The 18,188-nt window shown below is 46.8% G+C and carries 20 protein-coding genes; 7 read left to right on the plus strand and 13 right to left on the minus strand.

The genetic code is table 11. The features are described from left to right. Window positions 1-51: 51 nt before the first annotated feature. The 7 genes from groL to MHB54_RS06560 form a co-directional block, all read right to left on the minus strand. Window positions 52-1,680 carry a chaperonin GroEL gene (groL, locus tag MHB54_RS06530; protein WP_013309215.1) on the minus strand — a complete coding sequence of 543 codons (1,629 nt, stop codon included), beginning with the start codon at window positions 1,678-1,680 and terminating at the stop codon, window positions 52-54. A gap of 73 nt (window positions 1,681-1,753) precedes the next feature. Then, complete coding sequence (gene groES, locus MHB54_RS06535) at window positions 1,754-2,035, minus strand: co-chaperone GroES (RefSeq protein WP_007429271.1); 282 nt, start codon at window positions 2,033-2,035, stop codon at window positions 1,754-1,756. A 360-nt stretch (window positions 2,036-2,395) separates the two neighbouring features. Next, a complete protein-coding gene (tatC, locus tag MHB54_RS06540) occupies window positions 2,396-3,163 on the minus strand; it encodes a twin-arginine translocase subunit TatC (RefSeq protein ID WP_023987474.1) in 768 nt (255 codons plus the stop codon). Window positions 3,164-3,274: 111 nt separating this feature from the next. Continuing rightward, window positions 3,275-3,526 carry a twin-arginine translocase TatA/TatE family subunit gene (locus tag MHB54_RS06545; protein WP_013309213.1) on the minus strand — a complete coding sequence of 84 codons (252 nt, stop codon included), beginning with the start codon at window positions 3,524-3,526 and terminating at the stop codon, window positions 3,275-3,277. A gap of 103 nt (window positions 3,527-3,629) precedes the next feature. Then, the gene (locus tag MHB54_RS06550) at window positions 3,630-4,112 is read right to left on the minus strand and encodes a MogA/MoaB family molybdenum cofactor biosynthesis protein (RefSeq protein WP_013309212.1); all 483 of its coding nucleotides are present in this window, start codon (window positions 4,110-4,112) and stop codon (window positions 3,630-3,632) included. 113 nt (window positions 4,113-4,225) lie between these two features. After that, window positions 4,226-4,714, minus strand: a complete 489-nt coding sequence (moaC, locus tag MHB54_RS06555) for a cyclic pyranopterin monophosphate synthase MoaC (RefSeq protein ID WP_013309211.1) — start codon at window positions 4,712-4,714, stop codon at window positions 4,226-4,228. Between the two features lie 38 nt (window positions 4,715-4,752). Further along, the gene (locus tag MHB54_RS06560; RefSeq protein ID WP_340982134.1) at window positions 4,753-5,406 is read right to left on the minus strand and encodes a 5-formyltetrahydrofolate cyclo-ligase; all 654 of its coding nucleotides are present in this window, start codon (window positions 5,404-5,406) and stop codon (window positions 4,753-4,755) included. A 270-nt stretch (window positions 5,407-5,676) separates the two neighbouring features. Here MHB54_RS06560 and MHB54_RS06565 point away from each other — a divergent pair, with 270 nt between their 5' ends. Continuing rightward, the gene (locus MHB54_RS06565; RefSeq protein WP_254348189.1) at window positions 5,677-7,641 is read left to right on the plus strand and encodes an ABC-F family ATP-binding cassette domain-containing protein; all 1,965 of its coding nucleotides are present in this window, start codon (window positions 5,677-5,679) and stop codon (window positions 7,639-7,641) included. Window positions 7,642-8,188: 547 nt separating this feature from the next. On the opposite strand, the gene tsaD is transcribed toward MHB54_RS06565, so the two are convergent. The 4 genes from tsaD to tsaE are packed head-to-tail and all read right to left on the minus strand — an operon-like array spanning window position 8,189 to window position 11,102. Then, window positions 8,189-9,253: a tRNA (adenosine(37)-N6)-threonylcarbamoyltransferase complex transferase subunit TsaD gene (gene tsaD, locus MHB54_RS06570; RefSeq protein WP_028543081.1), complete on the minus strand. Its 1,065-nt coding sequence runs from the start codon at window positions 9,251-9,253 to the stop codon at window positions 8,189-8,191. Continuing rightward, complete coding sequence (rimI, locus tag MHB54_RS06575) at window positions 9,250-9,765, minus strand: ribosomal protein S18-alanine N-acetyltransferase (RefSeq protein WP_023987470.1); 516 nt, start codon at window positions 9,763-9,765, stop codon at window positions 9,250-9,252. Before rimI ends, tsaD begins: the two co-directional genes overlap by 4 nt. A 17-nt stretch (window positions 9,766-9,782) precedes the next feature. Further along, window positions 9,783-10,619 (minus strand): tRNA (adenosine(37)-N6)-threonylcarbamoyltransferase complex dimerization subunit type 1 TsaB, encoded by an 837-nt coding sequence (gene tsaB, locus MHB54_RS06580; RefSeq protein WP_053324874.1) that lies wholly within the window; start codon window positions 10,617-10,619, stop codon window positions 9,783-9,785. 3 nt (window positions 10,620-10,622) lie between these two features. Beyond that, complete coding sequence (gene tsaE, locus MHB54_RS06585) at window positions 10,623-11,102, minus strand: tRNA (adenosine(37)-N6)-threonylcarbamoyltransferase complex ATPase subunit type 1 TsaE (protein ID WP_053324873.1); 480 nt, start codon at window positions 11,100-11,102, stop codon at window positions 10,623-10,625. Window positions 11,103-11,236: 134 nt separating this feature from the next. On the opposite strand from tsaE, the gene MHB54_RS06590 reads away from it, so the two are divergent. The 5 genes from MHB54_RS06590 to MHB54_RS06610 all read left to right on the plus strand — a co-directional run bounded on the left by MHB54_RS06590 (window position 11,237) and on the right by MHB54_RS06610 (window position 15,720). Then, window positions 11,237-11,767 (plus strand): cysteine hydrolase family protein, encoded by a 531-nt coding sequence (locus MHB54_RS06590; RefSeq protein WP_023987467.1) that lies wholly within the window; start codon window positions 11,237-11,239, stop codon window positions 11,765-11,767. A 613-nt stretch (window positions 11,768-12,380) separates the two neighbouring features. After that, on the plus strand, window positions 12,381-13,565 hold the full coding sequence (locus tag MHB54_RS06595; RefSeq protein WP_068938649.1) for an acetyl-CoA C-acetyltransferase: 1,185 nt from the start codon (window positions 12,381-12,383) through the stop codon (window positions 13,563-13,565). 55 nt (window positions 13,566-13,620) lie between these two features. Next, a complete protein-coding gene (locus tag MHB54_RS06600; RefSeq protein WP_340981480.1) occupies window positions 13,621-14,361 on the plus strand; it encodes an acetoacetate decarboxylase in 741 nt (246 codons plus the stop codon). Between the two features lie 40 nt (window positions 14,362-14,401). Continuing rightward, complete coding sequence (locus MHB54_RS06605) at window positions 14,402-15,067, plus strand: CoA transferase subunit A (RefSeq protein WP_023987464.1); 666 nt, start codon at window positions 14,402-14,404, stop codon at window positions 15,065-15,067. After that, window positions 15,064-15,720: a 3-oxoacid CoA-transferase subunit B gene (locus MHB54_RS06610; RefSeq protein ID WP_023987463.1), complete on the plus strand. Its 657-nt coding sequence runs from the start codon at window positions 15,064-15,066 to the stop codon at window positions 15,718-15,720. The genes MHB54_RS06605 and MHB54_RS06610 overlap by 4 nt, the downstream gene beginning before the upstream one ends. Window positions 15,721-15,959: 239 nt before the next feature. Here MHB54_RS06610 and MHB54_RS06615 read toward each other — a convergent pair whose 3' ends face one another. Next, window positions 15,960-16,139 carry an H-type small acid-soluble spore protein gene (locus MHB54_RS06615; protein WP_023987462.1) on the minus strand — a complete coding sequence of 60 codons (180 nt, stop codon included), beginning with the start codon at window positions 16,137-16,139 and terminating at the stop codon, window positions 15,960-15,962. Window positions 16,140-16,195: 56 nt separating this feature from the next. Further along, complete coding sequence (locus tag MHB54_RS06620; protein ID WP_023987461.1) at window positions 16,196-16,435, minus strand: hypothetical protein; 240 nt, start codon at window positions 16,433-16,435, stop codon at window positions 16,196-16,198. An 827-nt stretch (window positions 16,436-17,262) separates the two neighbouring features. On the opposite strand from MHB54_RS06620, the gene ku reads away from it, so the two are divergent. After that, window positions 17,263-18,177, plus strand: coding sequence for a non-homologous end joining protein Ku (gene ku, locus MHB54_RS06625; RefSeq protein ID WP_013309197.1), 915 nt, complete (start codon window positions 17,263-17,265; stop codon window positions 18,175-18,177). Window positions 18,178-18,188 lie beyond the last annotated feature (11 nt).

Here is an 18,188-nt window from a genome sequence, read left to right on the forward strand (position 1 = left end):
CCTCTCGGGAGCCTTTTAAATAGCGGTATTACAGGGTTTTGATACCCTTTATTACATCATTCCGCCCATTCCACCCATGCCGCCCATGTCAGGCATTGCAGCCTTTTCTGGTTCTGGCTTGTCAGCGATAACCGCTTCAGTAGTCAGGAACATTGCTGCTACGGAAGCAGCGTTTTGCAATGCATAACGAGTTACTTTCGCAGGGTCCACGATACCAGCGTCGATCATGTTTACCCAGTCGCCAGTAGCTGCGTTAAAGCCTACGCCAACTTCTTCGCGTTTCAGACGCTCAACGATTACAGAGCCTTCTTCACCTGCGTTAGCAGCGATCGTGCGGATTGGAGCTTCCAGAGCGCGCAACACGATGTTCACGCCTGTTTGCTCGTCGCCTTGCAGTTCAACAGCTGCAACTGCTTTGTATACGTTCAGGAGCGCTACACCACCACCGGATACGATACCTTCTTCAACAGCAGCACGGGTTGCGTTCAGGGCATCTTCGATGCGCAGTTTGCGTTCTTTCAATTCTGTTTCAGTAGCCGCACCGACTTTAATGACTGCTACGCCGCCGGACAATTTAGCCAGACGCTCTTGCAGTTTCTCTTTGTCGAACTCGGAAGTGGTTTCTTCCAGTTGCGTACGGATTTGGCTAACACGAGCGTCGATGTCGGCTTTGTTTCCAGCACCGTCAACCACAATCGTATTTTCTTTAGTGATACGCACTTGACGTGCTGTACCCAGTTGGTCTACGGAAGCTGTTTTCAGGTCCAGACCCAGTTCTTCTGTAATCACTTGACCGCCTGTCAGGGCAGCGATATCTTGCAGCATTGCTTTACGACGGTCACCAAATCCTGGAGCTTTAACAGCTACAGCGTTGAATGTACCACGCAGTTTGTTAACAACGAGCATAGCCAGTGCTTCGCCTTCGATGTCTTCAGCGATCAGAACGAGTGGCTTGCCTTGTTGTACGATTTTTTCAAGCAATGGCAGGATTTCTTGTGTGTTTGTGATTTTTTTGTCTGTGATCAGGATATATGGATTGTCCAGTACAGCTTCCATTTTGTCCGTATCTGTAATCATGTACGGGGAAATGTAGCCACGGTCAAATTGCATACCTTCAACCACTTCCAACTCTGTTGCAAAACCGCGGGATTCTTCAACCGTGATTACACCGTCTTTGCCCACTTTTTCCATAGCTTCAGCGATCAGTTCGCCTACTTCGTCATCAGCAGCGGAAATACCAGCTACTTGAGCAATGGATTGTTTGCTTTCGATTGGTTTGGAGATGGCTTGCAGTTCAGCAACAGCTGCTTTAACCGCTTTGTCAATCCCTTTACGGATACCGATTGGGCTTGCGCCCGCAGTTACGTTTTTCAGGCCTTCTGTGATGAGGGCTTGAGCCAAAACAGTAGCAGTAGTCGTACCATCACCAGCTACATCGTTCGTTTTGGTTGCTACTTCTTTAACCAGTTGAGCGCCCATGTTTTCAAACGCATCTTCCAGCTCGATTTCTTTTGCAATCGTTACACCGTCATTGGTGATGAGCGGGCTACCGAATTTTTTCTCCAGTACAACGTTACGGCCTTTCGGTCCGAGTGTTACTTTAACAGCATTAGCCAATGCGTCAACCCCGCGCAGCATAGAGCGACGAGCGTCTTCACTGAATTTAATATCTTTAGCCATTTGTGATAAACCTCCCTATGGATTATGAATGATTTGTTTCAATTCCTATATTCAGGTCTTGTCCGGGTTCCGGTTAACCGATGATCGCGTGGATATCGCTTTCTTTCATAATCAAATATTCTTTACCTTCATATTTGATTTCCGTTCCAGCGTATTTAGAGAAAATGACACGGTCGCCTTCTTTTACTTCCAGAGGAATACGGGCACCGTCTTTCAATGCGCCTGCGCCAACCGCGATAATTTTGCCTTCTTGCGGCTTTTCCTTGGCAGAGTCAGGAAGTACGATCCCGAAGGAAGTCGTTGTCTCTTGCTCAATTGCTTCCACCAATACGCGTTCACCCAAAGGTTTGATCATGAAAAAATAGCCTCCTTATTAAGTGTTTTATCCTGTAATTTGGTTGTTATGTTGTATGTATTAGCACTCGACAGTCGTCAGTGCTAACAACCAACTTTATGATACTCAACTTGAGATTGAATTTCAAGTCCCTAATGTATTTTTTATGGGAATTTTTATGGACAGCCCTTCCCGATTATATCCATCTATCTGAAAAATAACCGTTAACCCAAGGCTAATGGTTACTTTTAAGGCAGCTAAGCTGCTGCTGTTCATACTCTGTAAATAGTTATGATATACAAATGCTATTCATTATCTGCAAGTTGTCATGTAGCGCGGACCCGAATAAATTGTTTACTGAGCCATTCAGGTCCTGCCTTATTATTCCGAAGCTACACGCAACTGGGCCTCACGTTCCTCCTGCGCACGCAGCTGCCTGCGGTACACGACCGAAGACAAATACACGCTCACTTCATATAGCACCAGCAACGGAATCGCCACCAAAAAATCGGAAATAAAGTCCGGCGGAGTAATGACAACCGCGACGAACACAAGCAGAAAATAAGAAATCTTCCGCCATTTGCGAAGCCGCATTGGTGTTATAACATGAATCCCCGTCAGAAACATGATAAGCAGTGGGAGCTCAAACAACAGCGCTACAGGCAGTACAATATTAAACATAAAGGTGAAATATTGTGCTATCCCGTACGTTTCCTGTAATCCCATACTTTTGGTGACAGACGATGTAAACTGAATCGCCATTGGGAAAATAATGAAATAAGCAAAAGCTGCCCCAATGATGAACAAAAGCAGCACATAAGGCACATACCGCAAAGTCGCACTCCGTTCTTGCGGTCTTAAGCCCGGGCTGACAAACTTCCACAGTTGGTAGCAGGCAAACGGTAGCGCCACCGCAATCCCGATGATCATGGCGATCTTCATGTAGATACCAATCCCGTCCCAAAAGGAAAACGCGTTTAACTGAAAAGCTTGCGCCGAACCGGAGCGAATAAGCCAGTCATAGACAGAACCCGCCGCGAACAGACCACCAGCCAGTGCCAATACAAATACAATTAGCACATAAATAATTCTGCGGCGAAGCTCTCCCAGATGTTCCATTAACGGCATTTCATGCTCTGATGGGGTCAAGTCCATTCCTCCTTTCTGAACGGAACGCAGCAGCGCCTCCTAAAAAATAAAGCCCTTCACTGAAGAAGAGGCTCTTGTTTATTGTACAAGCATCAAGAATTATAACTAAATCTATGACAAGCGTTTATCCTCAGGCTGAGGTTGAACTTCTGAAGACGTCGTTTGTGATGCTTTGACCACACTATCTTTGCTGTCTTTACGCTCAGTCCGTTCATCTTCTGATAAAATATCGCGTGCCCCGTTTTTAAACTCACGGAATGTACGCCCTACAGCTCGACCCAGCTCAGGCAGCTTGTTCGGACCAAATAACAGCAGCGCCAGAATAATCAACAAAATATAACCCGGTGCTCCAATATTGGGCATGTGTAGTAATCCTCCTTATGTTGACGGACAAAATAAGAATCTTTGCCCGTATACGGCCTTATAAATTCTTATAGGTATCATACCACACACGATGTGCTGCCTTCTACCGGAACTGGCCTGTCACCATAAGCAACGCTTCTGGAAGTTGGTCCATTATCGCCGCCAAATTTTCATGCACACCTTTGGGCGTTCCTGGCAAATTGACGATCAGTGTACGTCCGCGTATTCCCACGATTCCACGGAATAGCATAGCCGCTGGATTTTTCTGCATCACGATCATTCTCATGGCTTCCGCCATGCCTGGCACTTCCCGTTCCACAACCCGCCTAGTCGCCTCGGGTGTCACATCACGGATCGCCAGCTCAGTTCCGCCCGTAGTTAGTACCAGGTCTGCATGAAAATAATCGGTCATTTCGATTAAAGCTGCAATAATTTCATCCGGTTCATCGGGAACGATCCGGTATTCCACAATCTCTCCGCCCAGTTCTTCTTCGATGAGTTCCCGGATGACCTGTGCGCTTGTATCCTCACGCTCTCCCCTTGCCCCTTTATCACTGGCTGTTAGGATCGCCGTTTTCCACACCATAAGATCACCCTTCTCCTATCATGAAAGAATACTTTCTCTTCTGAAAATCAGAAACAGCCACGCTGCATCCTCCATCACATCACAGTACCCTCTCGGCGACAATGTTGTCTATGTCAAGGTTCCCGGTGGTCCTCCCTTTGAAAATCCCCATGCTTGCCACCTGTTTTGGATTGCAGCATGGTAGGGCCGATGATCATATCTTTTTGCAGCGCCTTGCACATATCATACACGGTTAACGCTGCGGCTGAAGCCGCTGTCAAAGCTTCCATTTCTACACCTGTTTTACCTTCGGTCTTCACTTCAACTTCAATATGAAGCACATCATGTCCATTATCGGAAAAAGTAATGTTCACGCCTGTCAGGGCCAGTGGATGACACATCGGTATCCAGTCTGACGTTTTTTTCGCACCTTGAATCCCTGCGACCTGGGCCACAGCAAGAACATCACCCTTGCCGATTCTTCCTTCTTTTACAGCCGTCAATGTAGCCGGATTCATCGTAATCTGAGTCACGGCAACTGCTGTACGAATCGTAGACGTTTTACCCGAAATATCTACCATCCGAGCCCGTCCCTGTTCGTTAAAATGAGTAAAGGAATCCACGACTCCCTCACAGCTCCTTTCACATACCCAACTTTACTTCATTCATCATTTGTCAATTTTGCATAATCACAATCTAAGCGTCCATCCAGAGTAAACAGCACGTCCACTCGCAAATCCCTTGGCTCCATGGGCACCTGTATCAGCAATTGTCCCGGCAGCAGCAGCGAGACATAAAGCGGACCAACGTGGCTGTTGTTACGCTTCTCTGCCTCTACCTGTACGGTAAAGCGGTCATAATAGCCTCCGCCGTAACCAATCCTGCCCCCACGTCGATCAAAGGCCAAGCCAGGCACAACAACCCAGTCAATTCCCGCCCACATTTCAGGCGACCATTCCTTGCATGTCAAAGCAGGCTCAGGGATGTTCCAGATACCGGGTACAATATCTCCGTACTGATCCATCTCCCTCAGCTCCATAGTCCGGGTTACCGGATCCACTCTTGGGGCCAGGACACGATCTCCCTGTGACCAGCAATGCTCAATGAGGGGGGTCGTCGAAATCTCGCTGCCAAAAGAGAGATAACTAAATAATGTTAGCTTATCTCCGTTTCTGTCTATTCTAAGCTGCTCCCATGCCTCGATTGCATGCCGACAGGCCACAGCCGATGCCTTCTGCCTTGTCAGCGGGTCCATGGAGTCACGCGCTTCCCGTTGCTGCAAACGCAGCGCGTTCTTCACATCACAGACATCCATCACATCCGCCCTCCCGCACAATCGTCGATAATCTTTAAAACGTTGCTATTGTCCCATTTGTCAGTAAGTGCTGTACGTTGCAAGTTTTTTTCATTCTTTTTCACTTCTCGTTTAAGTTTATCATTGTTTATACAAATTGACTACACGCGGCTCAAGGGTTTACAGGGTGAAAGCAGTGCAATAGTGGGTAATTTCATGTAAACTGGAAGGAAGGTACCTGCGAAGAAAGCAGGTAGAACTGTGCAAAATGTAATGGAGGAACGATACGCTATGCTATTGCAAGTAACCGGAATTACTAAATCCTATGGAATTGAGCCCGTTCTGGACGGGATTAACCTTCAAATATTGGAACGTGAACGTATTGGACTCGTAGGTGTGAACGGTGCAGGCAAATCGACCCTGCTCAAAATCATTGCTGGTGAAATATCCTATGACAGTGGACAAATTTTCAAGGCGAAGGAGACCAGCATCGGTTATCTGGCGCAAAACAGCGGCTTGAATTCTGATCGTTCTATCTGGGGGGAAATGATGCTGGTGTTCACTCCCCTGATTGAAGCGGAACGGGAACTGCGGCAAATGGAACAGGACATCGCTGACCTGGCCAATGCTCAAAACGAAAAACGCTACGCAGATCTGCTGGAACGCTATGCACGTCGTTCAGACTGGTTCAAGGATCACGGTGGTTATGAAATGGAGACCCGTATTCGCAGCGTGCTGCACGGCATGGGCTTTGGTTCATTTGCACCTGAGACGCCTGTAGCTACTCTGAGCGGAGGACAGAAAACCCGGCTTGCGCTAGCACGCATCCTACTGCTCGCCCCAGATGTCCTTATGCTCGATGAGCCTACCAACTATCTGGATATTCAAACACTGACCTGGTTGGAGGACTATTTGCGCGGCTACTCCGGTTCTCTGCTGGTTGTATCACATGACCGTTATTTTCTGGACCGACTGGTAACGACGATTATTGAAATCGAACGCCATCGTTCTACCCGATATACAGGCAACTACAGCCGCTACATGGAGTTGAAGGCTGCCGAGTACGAAACGAACCTGAAACATTACGAAAAGCAGCAAGGAGAAATTGCCCGTTTAGAAGCATTCGTACAACGTAATATCGTACGGGCTTCCACGACCAAACGCGCTCAAAGTCGGCGCAAGCAGTTAGATAAAATGGAGCGTATGGATCGGCCCATGGGAGACTTGAAAAAGGCTCATTTTTCCTTTGAAACAGCCCATATGTCAGGTAAGGAAGTGCTGGAGGTACGTGACCTCTCTGTGGGGTATGAAGGTAAAAAGCCTTTATTCCAGCACGCATCGTTCGACTTAAAACGTGGAGATACCGTGGCACTGATTGGTCCGAACGGGATCGGAAAATCGACGTTGCTCAAATGTCTGACCGGATCACTTAAACCTGTTGCTGGCTCCATCCACTGGGGCACAAAAATCAAAATCGGCCTGTATGACCAGGAGCAGACGAACCTGAACCCCGCCAATACCGTACTGGAGGAGTTGTGGAGCGAATACCCTCATATGGAAGAAGCACGTATTCGTACAGTGCTGGGTAATTTCCTGTTTAGCGGTGACGATGTACTGAAAAAAGTAGCTGCATTAAGCGGAGGGGAAAAAGCCCGCGTTTCTCTGGCCAAGCTCATGCTGCGCGAAGCCAACGTATTAATTCTAGATGAGCCTACCAACCATCTGGATTTGTTTAGCAAGGAAGTGCTGGAAGCAGCTTTGATGGACTATGACGGTACACTGTTGTTCATTTCCCATGACCGTTATTTCCTGAACAAAATGGCGGAACGTGTCATCGAGCTGCATCCTGAAGGGATAGAACATTTCCTGGGGAATTATGATGACTATGTAGCCAAAAAGCAGGAGTTAGAGGAAATTGCGCTGGAAGCTCTGGAGGCAAATCAGGCCACACGCGGCAAAACATCGGCTGCCTCTGCATCCGTGACAGACGAGACCACGTCCAAATCACGCGCCGCCACCTATGCGGCGGACAAACAAGCCAAAAGCGAGGAACGCAGCCGTCAACGCAAGCTGGAGGCATTGGAAAACCAGATTAAAACGCTGGAAGAACAAATTTTAGGGCTGGAGGAACAAATGACCCTGCCTGAGATCTATCAGGATTACACAGCGCTTCAGAATATTCAGGCACAACTCGACACCCATAAACAGGAATTGACTGAAACCTATACCGCTTGGGAAGAGCTGTTAGAAGAATAAACACCACTGCATAAAATCTCAGCCTTAAAAATTTCACATTTTCCTCTTTTGTATTTTTGTACACAAGATTATCCACAACTTATGTGTATGAATGAGATTGAAAAATGGCCTTTTGGGCCATTTTTTTATTGATAAAAAGCCGTTTTCAAATGAAAACCAAATTTATCCACCCTTTTATCCACATTATCCACAGATTTCACAAGAACTAAAGGTGTTACATATCCCCCAACTTGCTATCTCCAAAAAGTCTTATCCTGCTTGCTTCGGGCTCGGTTATCCACATTAGAAGCGGTATATGTGGATAACTTTGTTCACAACTTGACAAATCACATCATTATTCGGGCAGTATCAAAATTCCAGATTTTTTTTATGAATCATGAAAAATCGTGAACAATTGTGACGAATAATGTGAGGGAATGAGATACTGCCATTCATTTGCTCAAACTCCTGTATTTTATCCTCTTGAATTTATATTTTTATGATAGTTATGGAGCAGAACAAAAAAGACACGACTCAACTGTGCCGTGTCTTGCTCATTCTTCTTCAATTAAGTTTGGACAGACCATTCTTCCAGAGACAGTCCTGGATCAGCCTTCATATCCAATGAGGTAAATTCCCCGCGCTTCCATTTGGCGTAGGCCGCAGCACCGATCATCGCTGCATTATCTGTGCAATATTTCATCGATGGTACAAGCAGCTCAATTCCTTCGCGCTCACAGCGCTCACGCAATGCTGTACGCAGTCCGCGATTAGCAGCCACACCGCCACAAAGCAGGAGCTGCTTCGCACCGTATTCACGCATGGCACGAATCGCCTTTTCCACCAGCACCTCGACGACCGACTCTTGAAAGCCTCTTGCGATCGCTCCGACATGAACAGTTTCTCCGCGCATTTTCGTCTGGTTAATTACATTCAGCACTGCAGATTTCAAACCGCTAAAACTAAAATCATAAGAATCCGGCTCCAACCATGCACGCGGCAAAGTAACCACTTCCTCCGATTCATGAGCCACACGATCCACATGCGGACCGCCGGGATACGGAAATCCAATGGCTCTCGCTACTTTGTCGTAGGCTTCTCCAACCGCATCATCCCTTGTACGACCAATGAGTTGAAAATGACCTTCGGACTCCATCAGCACCAGCTCTGTATGTCCTCCTGACACAACGAGAGCAATGCACGGATATACGATATCATGCTCCAGCTGATTGGCATAAATATGTCCCGCGATATGATGCGTCCCGATTAATGGCTTGCCGAACGCCAAAGCAGCGCTCTTAGCGGCGACAATACCAACCAGCAATGCACCAACCAGTCCTGGTCCTTGTGTCACGGCAACCGCCGAAATCTCGCGTGGGGTAATTCCTGATGTTTGCATGGCCTCGTCCAGCATGTAGGTGATGCTCTCCACATGTTTGCGTGAAGCCACCTCTGGCACAACACCACCAAAGGCTTTGTGTGTTTCAATCTGACTGGAAATCAGATTCGAGAGCACCTCTGTGCCATTTTTCACGACAGAAACAGCCGTTTCATCACAACTCGTTTCCACTGCCAGTATATAGCAAGGCTCGCCGGAGGCGGAGCCTGTACCTACTTTTTCCTCTTGCATCATTGCTTCTGCACGCTTCCTTCCTGTTCACCGGATGCCCCATGCGCGGGAAGATCCGCCCACATGATCACAGCATCCTCGTTATTATCCGAATAATAGCCTTTGCGCACACCTGCGGGCTTAAAGCCTTTTTTCTCATACAAGCCTTGAGCGATCTGGTTCGTTACCCGCACCTCCAGCGTCATACGTTCCATCCCTAAATAAGAGGCGGTCTGCATCAGCTCATCCAACAGCTTGTCTCCAAGCTTACGTCCGCGATAAGCCTCACGAATCGCAATATTCGTAATATGGGCCTCATCCATAATCGTCCACATGCCTGCGTAACCAATGGCTTGTCCGTCTAGTTCCATAATCATATATTTAGCGAAATGATTCATCGTCAGCTCATTGCGGAATGCTTCCTCTGTCCACGGTAGCGTGAACGCTTCATGCTCAATCTCCAGCACATCGGGAATATCATTCAGTTGCATCAAGCGAAACTCAAGTTTCTCTTCCCGCTGTATGTTCTTTGCCATGTTGTTCACCGCTCTCTTCAGCGCTGGCGAAGCAGATTGGCTTCCGCCTCCGCCAGCTGGGTATAATTAGGAACCAGCGTATGTAGCTCGTCATGTTCTTGACGAAGCAGCTTATCCGCCCCAAGGCGGCCAACCCATCTTCCTTCCAGCTCATAAGGTACGCTACGAAGCTCGCTCCAAGCACGCAGGCGCTCGGCTGTTTCGGCGTGAACCGCCGTTTCACCGACTAGCCAAATGACTGGAGGACGCTCTTCAGAGGGCAAAGACTCCAGCCGTTGCAGCAGGTCATCGGTCCAAGCAGTCATCAACCGGATTGCATCTGGCTCCAGCCGTTGCGGACTCTCGACGTCGTCAACTGTACTCACGGCGAACAGCCCCGTGTAAACCTGACCACGGCGCGCATCCAGTACGGGCACAATCCAGTCTGCTGCCTGTGCTCCGGACGAACCGTTATTCACAGACTCATTTTTACCTTCTTGCCCCTTCATCTCGATGCCGCGATTCCAACCACCCCACGCCAAAGCGTGCAAAGTGGATATGGACGTCACCGGGACACCCCAGGCCCAAGCGAGTGTTTTGGCTGCGGTCACGGCAATCCGGATACCGGTATAAGACCCCGGTCCAACACCAACTGCAATGCCGTCTACATCATCTCGTGTCAGCCCTTCTTCATTCAGCAGTCGCTCCAGCTCGGAAATCACATGCACGGAGTGATTACGTTCGCCATAGACGTTGCTTTCTCCCAGCAGTTCTCTTCCGTTCATCAGAGCGGCCGCCATCACGGTCGTCGCTGTATCTAACGTCAAAAACCGCTCACGCGGCTTTACATTCACATCTGTATGCTCTCTTTGCATGGTTCAAACTCCATTCTCCCGCAAACTGCGGCACCATTGTTCATAAGGCTCGCCGTACCCGGTCAGGTGAATCAAGCGCTCCCCGACATCCGTTGTTTCTATATACATGTGAAGCCGCTGCTCCGGCAATATATCCGGTATAATACTACCCCATTCCACCAGACATACTCCTGTCCCGTAAAAATATTCGTCCAGCCCGAGATCCTCTGCCTCGTCCTGGGAAATCCGGTACACATCCATATGATACAAAGGCAATCGGCCCTCGTACTCCTTAATGAGGGTAAAGGTTGGACTATTTACGATACCCGGCACACCTAAATGGCTGGCAAAAGCCTTGGAAAAAGCAGTTTTGCCCGCTCCCAGATCTCCATCCAGCACAATCACCGTTCCGGGGACCGCTTTGGCTGCCAAAAAACCTGCCAATGCCCCGGTCTGTGCCTCTGAGACAGAACGGAACATAAACTGCTCCTGCGAAATTGTCATATATTTTAATCACCTTTCGTCCGAATCGGACCGTTCCAACTTGTTCTTTATTATATAGTTCACCTTATGTCGCCGCAAGGCATGAAGACATGCTATTGTAAGTTAGATGATACACACAGGGAGGGATTGAAACGATGGGGCAAACCGTTTTACTCATGATTGATGTTCAGCAGGCTATGTTCATGTATGATGAGAAGCTGTATCGTGAACAGGAAGTTGTAGCGCATTTGCAGCAGCTTTTGGACAAAGCCAGAGCTACAGGTACACCGGTGATTTTTGTACAGCATACCGATGAAGCGGATGAGGATTTCCGGGAAAACAGTGTAGGCTGGGCCATCGCCGACGTGGTGCGTCCTCTTCCTCATGAACGAATTGTCCGTAAATCATCTTGGGACAGCTTCTACCAAACTGAATTGGGCCATGTGCTAAAGGAACTGGGGGCCGATCAACTCGTAATCGCGGGGATGCAGACCGAGTTTTGCCTCGACACGACTTGCCGAAGCGCCTATAGTCTGGGATACCAGAACAACGTGCTCGTATTAGATGCGCATAGTACATTTAATAGCAAGGTGCTGAGCAGTGAACAAATTGTAGCGCATCATAATGGGATGCTTGGCAATCGTTTTGTGCGTTTACTCGCGACAGCGGATGTACATTTTTCGTGAGTTGTTGAAGTTTTATGTTCCAAGCCGATTGCTTTCAAGCAAGTCGGCTTCTTTTATTGTTCATACGAAAAAACCGCCCTTTCAAGTGACACCGTTAACAAGAAGCAAGCTGGCACAATATAACGAAGATTATGAATATTGAAAGGCAAATCCGTCTTCAGAACATTCTGGAGGCTTTTTTTTATTTCCCAGCGATGAGTTAGATGATATTTGCGAGGAAAACTTTTTCACGTATGGATTGTAACTTTCATTTTTAACAGAAAATTCAATTTATGATCATGATTTTCAGAAAAATTAAGAAATTAACAGAAAACGTTAGAATGGCCTAATTATTGTGGCCTATATGGCTCTATAAACATCTGTACATAGATATGTGTATATTTTTGAACATTGAGCAAAATCTGCATTAGAACTATGATGAAACTGGTTTTAATTTCCAACGAGAGAAGGCGATCGAACCCTCACACTCACTGTCTTAGGCACCATGATATGCCCGCAAGCAAATGTATCTTGCAGTCGCTACATCTCGTAGGTTAAGAACGGAAATTACGAATTGAAGTGCAATCATGGATGTATTGTGTCTTGAACACAACGAAAGGAATGTGAGTTTTTAATGAAAAAAGTAGCTTTAGTAAGCCCGTTGAGAACAGCGGTCGGCTCTTTTAACAAAACCCTTGCGCCTCTAAGCGCTCCTGAACTGGGAGCAACTGTGATGACAGCATGCCTTCAGCAAAGTAAATTAGAGCCTTCTTTGATTGATCAAATTTATTTGGGAAATGTTCTTCAGGCGGGCAATGGCCAAAATCCTGCCAGACAGGCGGCACTAAAAGCCGGTATCCCTATTGATGTACCCGAAACAACGATAAACACGGTTTGCGGTTCAGGACTCCATGCCGTTGCTTTAGCCTACAATTCAATATTGGCGGAACAAGGCAACATCGTCTTGGCCGGAGGCATGGAGAGCATGTCGAATGCCCCTTACCTGCTAAGGAATGCAAGAAACGGCTACAAACTGGGCAACGGTGAGTTGGTAGACTCCCTGGTGGCCGACGGTCTTACGTGCCCGATCAACCATTACCATATGGGAATTACCGCAGAAAATGTTGCAGAGAAATATGGAATTTCAAGACTTGAGCAGGATGAATTTTCCTATCAAAGCCAGATAAAGGCCGTAGAAGCTAAAAACAAGAAGCTTTTTGAAGAGCAGATTGTTCCAGTCATGATCAAAAACAAAAAAGAAACTATTTCTTTCACGGAGGACGAACACATAAGAGGAAATACAACGAAAGAAAAACTTGCTCAATTAAAACCTGCGTTTAAGGAGAACGGAACAGTTACCGCCGGAAATGCTTCAGGAATCAATGATGGCGCGGCGGCTATGCTTGTAGTGTCGGAAGACAAATGTAAGGAACATGCGTTAAAGCCGTTGGCATATATCAAGGGTTATTCACTTGTTGGCGTTGACCCTGCATATATGGGAATGGGACCGGTGAAGGCCATTTCGTCACTTCTGAAGCAACAGGGAATGTCTATTGATGACATCGATCTTTTTGAAATTAATGAAGCGTTCGCCGCACAAGCACTAGCGGTATTGAAAGAGCTTGGAATCAATCCTGAGAAGGTGAATGTCAATGGCGGCGCGATCGCGATCGGGCATCCTGTCGGTGCAAGCGGTGCTAGGGTATTGGTTACGCTGGTTCATGAAATGGTGCGAAGATCTTCACGTTACGGCATCGCCTCGTTATGCATCGGAACGGGAATGGGAATAGCGATGCTAGTTGAAAATGCACTCATTTAAAGTGCGAGTTCAGGATGACTTTTAGAACTACCTCTTAAAAGGAAGGGAGATCGCTATGAATCAAAAAGAAGTACTTTCACTCCAATCCATGCCTGCGGCCAGCGGCAGTTATGGGCGCCCGCCATGTCGCTTCATCAACCGGGAATTTTTCATCATTACCTATGAATCCGATCCCGCTGCGATTAGACAGGCGGTCCCGGAACCTCTTCAGCCGGATGGAAGCAATACCGTTTCCTATGAATGGATCAAGATGCCCGATTCATCCGGGTTAGGAAGCTATGAGGAAAGCGGTATTGTCATTCCGTGTACTTTTCATGGAGAACCCTGTAATTTTGTTGCCCAAATGTATTTGGATAACGCGCCTGCTATTCTGGGAGGACGTGAAATCTGGGGATTTCCGAAAAAATGGGCGAAGCCCCGCTTGATCGTTGAGGAGACGGAGACGCTGACGGGTACATTGCATTACAACAACGTCCTGGTGGCCACGGGAACCATGCCTTTCAAATATAACATTCTTGATGAAAAGGAAACGGCTAAAGCCATCGCAAAAACGCAAGTTAATTTAAAATTAATTCCTGATGTTGACGGTACCCCTAAAATTGCTCAGTTGGTAGCGTATAATCTCGAAAACATTACGGTAAAAGGCGCCTGGTCAGGGCCTGCGAGGTTAAACCTGATTCCCCATGTCAACGCTCCTGTGGCAGATTTGCCGGTAAAAGCTTATATTGGCGGAAAACATTTTATTGCCGATTTAACGCTTCCATATGGAAGAGTCCTCTATGATTATCTCCAATAAAGTTGCTTTCCTAAAAATATATATATAAGGAGAAGGAACCATGAATAACAAAGTAATCTCCGCTGAAGAAGCAGTTAAGCAGATCAAAGACGGAGACACCGTTATGGTCGGAGGTTTTCTGGCAGGAGGCTTTCCGGAGGAACTTGTACGTGCGCTTGTCGACACCAATCCCGCCAGCAATCTTACGATTATATCCAATGATACAGGCACACCGGAATTATCTATTTATAAGCTTGTAAAAAGCGGCAGAGTAAAGCGGATTTTTGCATCCTATATTGGCTCTAATCCGGAAACGGGAAGGCTCCTGATGACGAAAGAAGCGGAGGTTCAACTCTTCCCGCAAGGTACGCTCGCTGAAAAAATACGTGCAGGAGGAGCAGGCTTGGGCGGTGTTTTAACGCCTGTAGGTGTAGGCACCATTGTAGAGGAAGGAAAAAAGAAAATCCAAATTGACGGGAGAGAATATTTGCTCGAACTGCCGCTCAAAGCAGATGTGGCGCTAATCAGAGCTCATAAGGCTGATGAAGCGGGAAATCTTGTCATCAACGGCTCTTCACGTAACTTCAATTTGGTAATGGCTACAGCGGCAGAGTATGTAGTTGCTCAGACAGACGAATACGTAAAGACGGGAGAAATTGACCCCAATCATGTCAACGTTCCCGGAATATTTGTCGACGCAATTGTAAAGGTGGGTGAAAACGCATGAATAACAGAGAATTCATTGCTCGAAGAATAGCCCAGGAATTTAAAAATGGCGAAGTTGTCAACCTTGGTGTTGGAATGCCTACAATGGTGGTAGACTATATCCCCGAAAACATTCATATTATGCTGCAGGCTGAGAACGGAATCCTCGGTGTAGGCCCAAAAGCGACTCAGGGGAAAGAAAGACTCGATTGTATCGATTCAGGCGGAAACTATGTTACAACTATGGAAGGAGCTTGCTTTTTCGACAGTTCGCTTTCATTTTCTATCATCCGTGGAGGGCATGTGGATATCACCGTGTTGGGCGCCCTGGAGGTCGATGAGAAAGGCAACCTTGCAAGCTGGATGATCCCAGGGAAAAAGGTTCCGGGCATGGGGGGAGCCATGGATTTGGTGGTCGGAGCCAAGAGAGTGATTGTAGCCATGGAGCATGTGAACAAAAATGGAGCGCCGAAAATACTGGAACAATGTAAACTGCCCCTCACCGCTGTAAATGTTGTAAAGACCATCGTAACCGAAAAGGCTGTCATCGATGTTATTCCAGGTAGTGGACTGATGCTGAAGGAAATTGCGCCGGGTTTATCGGTGGAAGACGTTCAATTGGCAACTGAGGCTAAACTGATGATTTCACCACATTTAAAGGCCATTGCAGTATAAAGTCATGTAAAGGAACCAACTCCACCTTCAAATTAACTTGTCTGGCGTTTAACTTGTTCCCTCGACTGCATTTATTATTACAAATAAGGTTCGCTAATTGCTCATTGAGCAATTGCGAGCCTTTTAGGGTTGAAGCGGGATCATTCAAGCAGCATTCTACGATGAAAGCCTACAGCTGTCCAAGATCTTTCTAAAGCTATACCCCATACTATGGGAAAAATCTGGTTTGGTGCCCTCTTCTATTGTTCTTCCAGACGATCCACACGGACGGTTTGGGTATTGCCGGGTCTGCTACCTATCTGTACCGTTGCCATACCGTTTGCTTGGTCTACATGCTCAATCCAGATCGGTTTACCATCCAATTGTACGGCAATATTTTCAGATGAATCATAAATAGCTTTTGCTCGTTCCACGTTCATGTTATTCTTCCCCTCCTGTTTGTTGTTGTGTGCATTCATTCAGAAATATAGTTCACCTAGTCTTCATCTATAATCCGTTCAACGTCTAATGAAGGGATGCTATGAGAAGGCGAAGTTGAAACTACAGCCTCCAAATCCACATGAGCCACAGCTACGGGAAAAGGCGGACGGATTCCATGTGAAAGAGCAAACTCGGGCGGCAATGCATCCTGTTCGCCTCCAGCCGGGCCCCGAAAGGCGATTTGGCTTTGACCCACACGATGCCTGATTTGCTGAGGATAGGATTTTCCGGACATAAATTGTGTACCCCCTTTTGAATCGGATATGCCTTACTATGCACCAAACTTGCTGTAACCATGCGCACGCGGAAGCAATTCGCAGTCTTCATTCACAACTCATACAAATCCTTTGTACGAAACATAAAAATGATTTGCTCACAGCCAAGGCGTTGGAATCGAAGGATGCAGATGCGGATAGCTCGTCACTATGGGATGCTCGGTAATCTTTTAGTGCGTTTGCTTGCGACGACGGATGTACATTTTTCGTGAATTTAAACATAAAACAGCCCCAGCTTCTCACGAAGACCGGGGCTATCTATGATTCCATCCCATAAATGAGGTGCGTATTATTTTTATGCTTTAGCTGCCCAAATTTCAATTTCAATTTTTATTTCAGGCAATCCTAGAGCAGTAAGGTAGCCGAAATCGACCTCGTCATTTTTAAATTTTTCTACCGTTTCTTCTAACCATTTTTAGGCAGACTCCACCAATAAAAATGATTTTAGAAAAAAACAGCAGTAGAGTATCCATATCCAAAAGATATAAAGTTTAATGATCTTTTCTTCATGACATGAACACTCCTTTCTTTAAAATGTCAAAATCGTTGTTTATCCCTTATCTTAATATAACTAATGTAACTTAACAACTTCATATCATTGTGTTATGCGATGTAGTCATACCTCAGAATGCAGATTAGTTGGCTCGCTCTTTTCTTTACACCTCATACATTCCTTTCTCCGAAGCATACTAAGTGAAAAATCTAAGTGAAAAATGGATATGCTCACAGCCGAGCGTTGGAATCGAAGGATACAAAATGCGGATTAAAGAAAAGGAGGAGCGGCGTAATGCATACAGTCTGGAAAGGTGCGATCAGCTTTGGGCTGGTTCATGTGCCCGTTAAAATGTTTTCTGCGACTGAGGATAAGGACATTTCCATGCGTTATATTCACAAGGAGTGTGGAAGCCCACTTAGCTATGTACGAAAGTGTCCCGTTTGTGACAAGGAGGTCGAATGGGAGGAAATTGGAAAAGGATACGAATATGAAAAAGGAAAATTTGTCATGTTCGACAAGGAGGAACTGGAGCAAGTTAGCGGACAAGCGGATAAAAATATTGTTATTTTAGATTTTGTGGATTTGCAGGAAATTGATCCGATTTACTTTCAGAAAACGTATTATCTGTCCCCGGATCAAGCTGGCTCCAATGCGTATAAGCTGCTCATGAATGCGATGAAGGATACCGGGAAAATCGGGATTGCCCAAATCTCCATCCGCTCTAAAAGCAGCCTGGCGGCTATTCGGGTGTTGGATGAATGTTTGGCGGTGGAGACGATGTTTTACCCCGATGAAATTCGCCCCATTGCTCAAGTGCCTAACTTACCGGGGCAGGAGGAGGTTAAAGAGAAGGAGCTGACCATGGCAAAAATGCTAATCGAGCAGCTATCTACACCTTTTGATGCAGCAAAGTATACGGATCAGTACCGCGAGCGTCTTCTGGATCTCATTCAACATAAAGTGGCTGGTGAAGAGGTGCGAATCGCCCCAACACAGCCTCAGACCAATGTAGTAGATTTAATGGCCGCCCTTCAGGCCAGCATCGAGGCAGTGCAACCTGTCGTTACCGATCCCGGCCCTGCTGCGAAAAAACGCCCTGCGCGTAAACCAGCGGCCCCAACAGCACAGCAGGCTGTTGCAGGCGAGAACATCTCTCCGACTCCAGTCAAAAAGAAAAGAAGCACTGCCAAACGTAAAGAAACTTAAGCTGAGTTACA

It is taken from the genome of Paenibacillus sp. FSL M7-0802 (genome assembly GCF_038004945.1).
Classification (GTDB): Bacteria; Bacillota; Bacilli; order Paenibacillales; family Paenibacillaceae; genus Paenibacillus; species Paenibacillus polymyxa_B.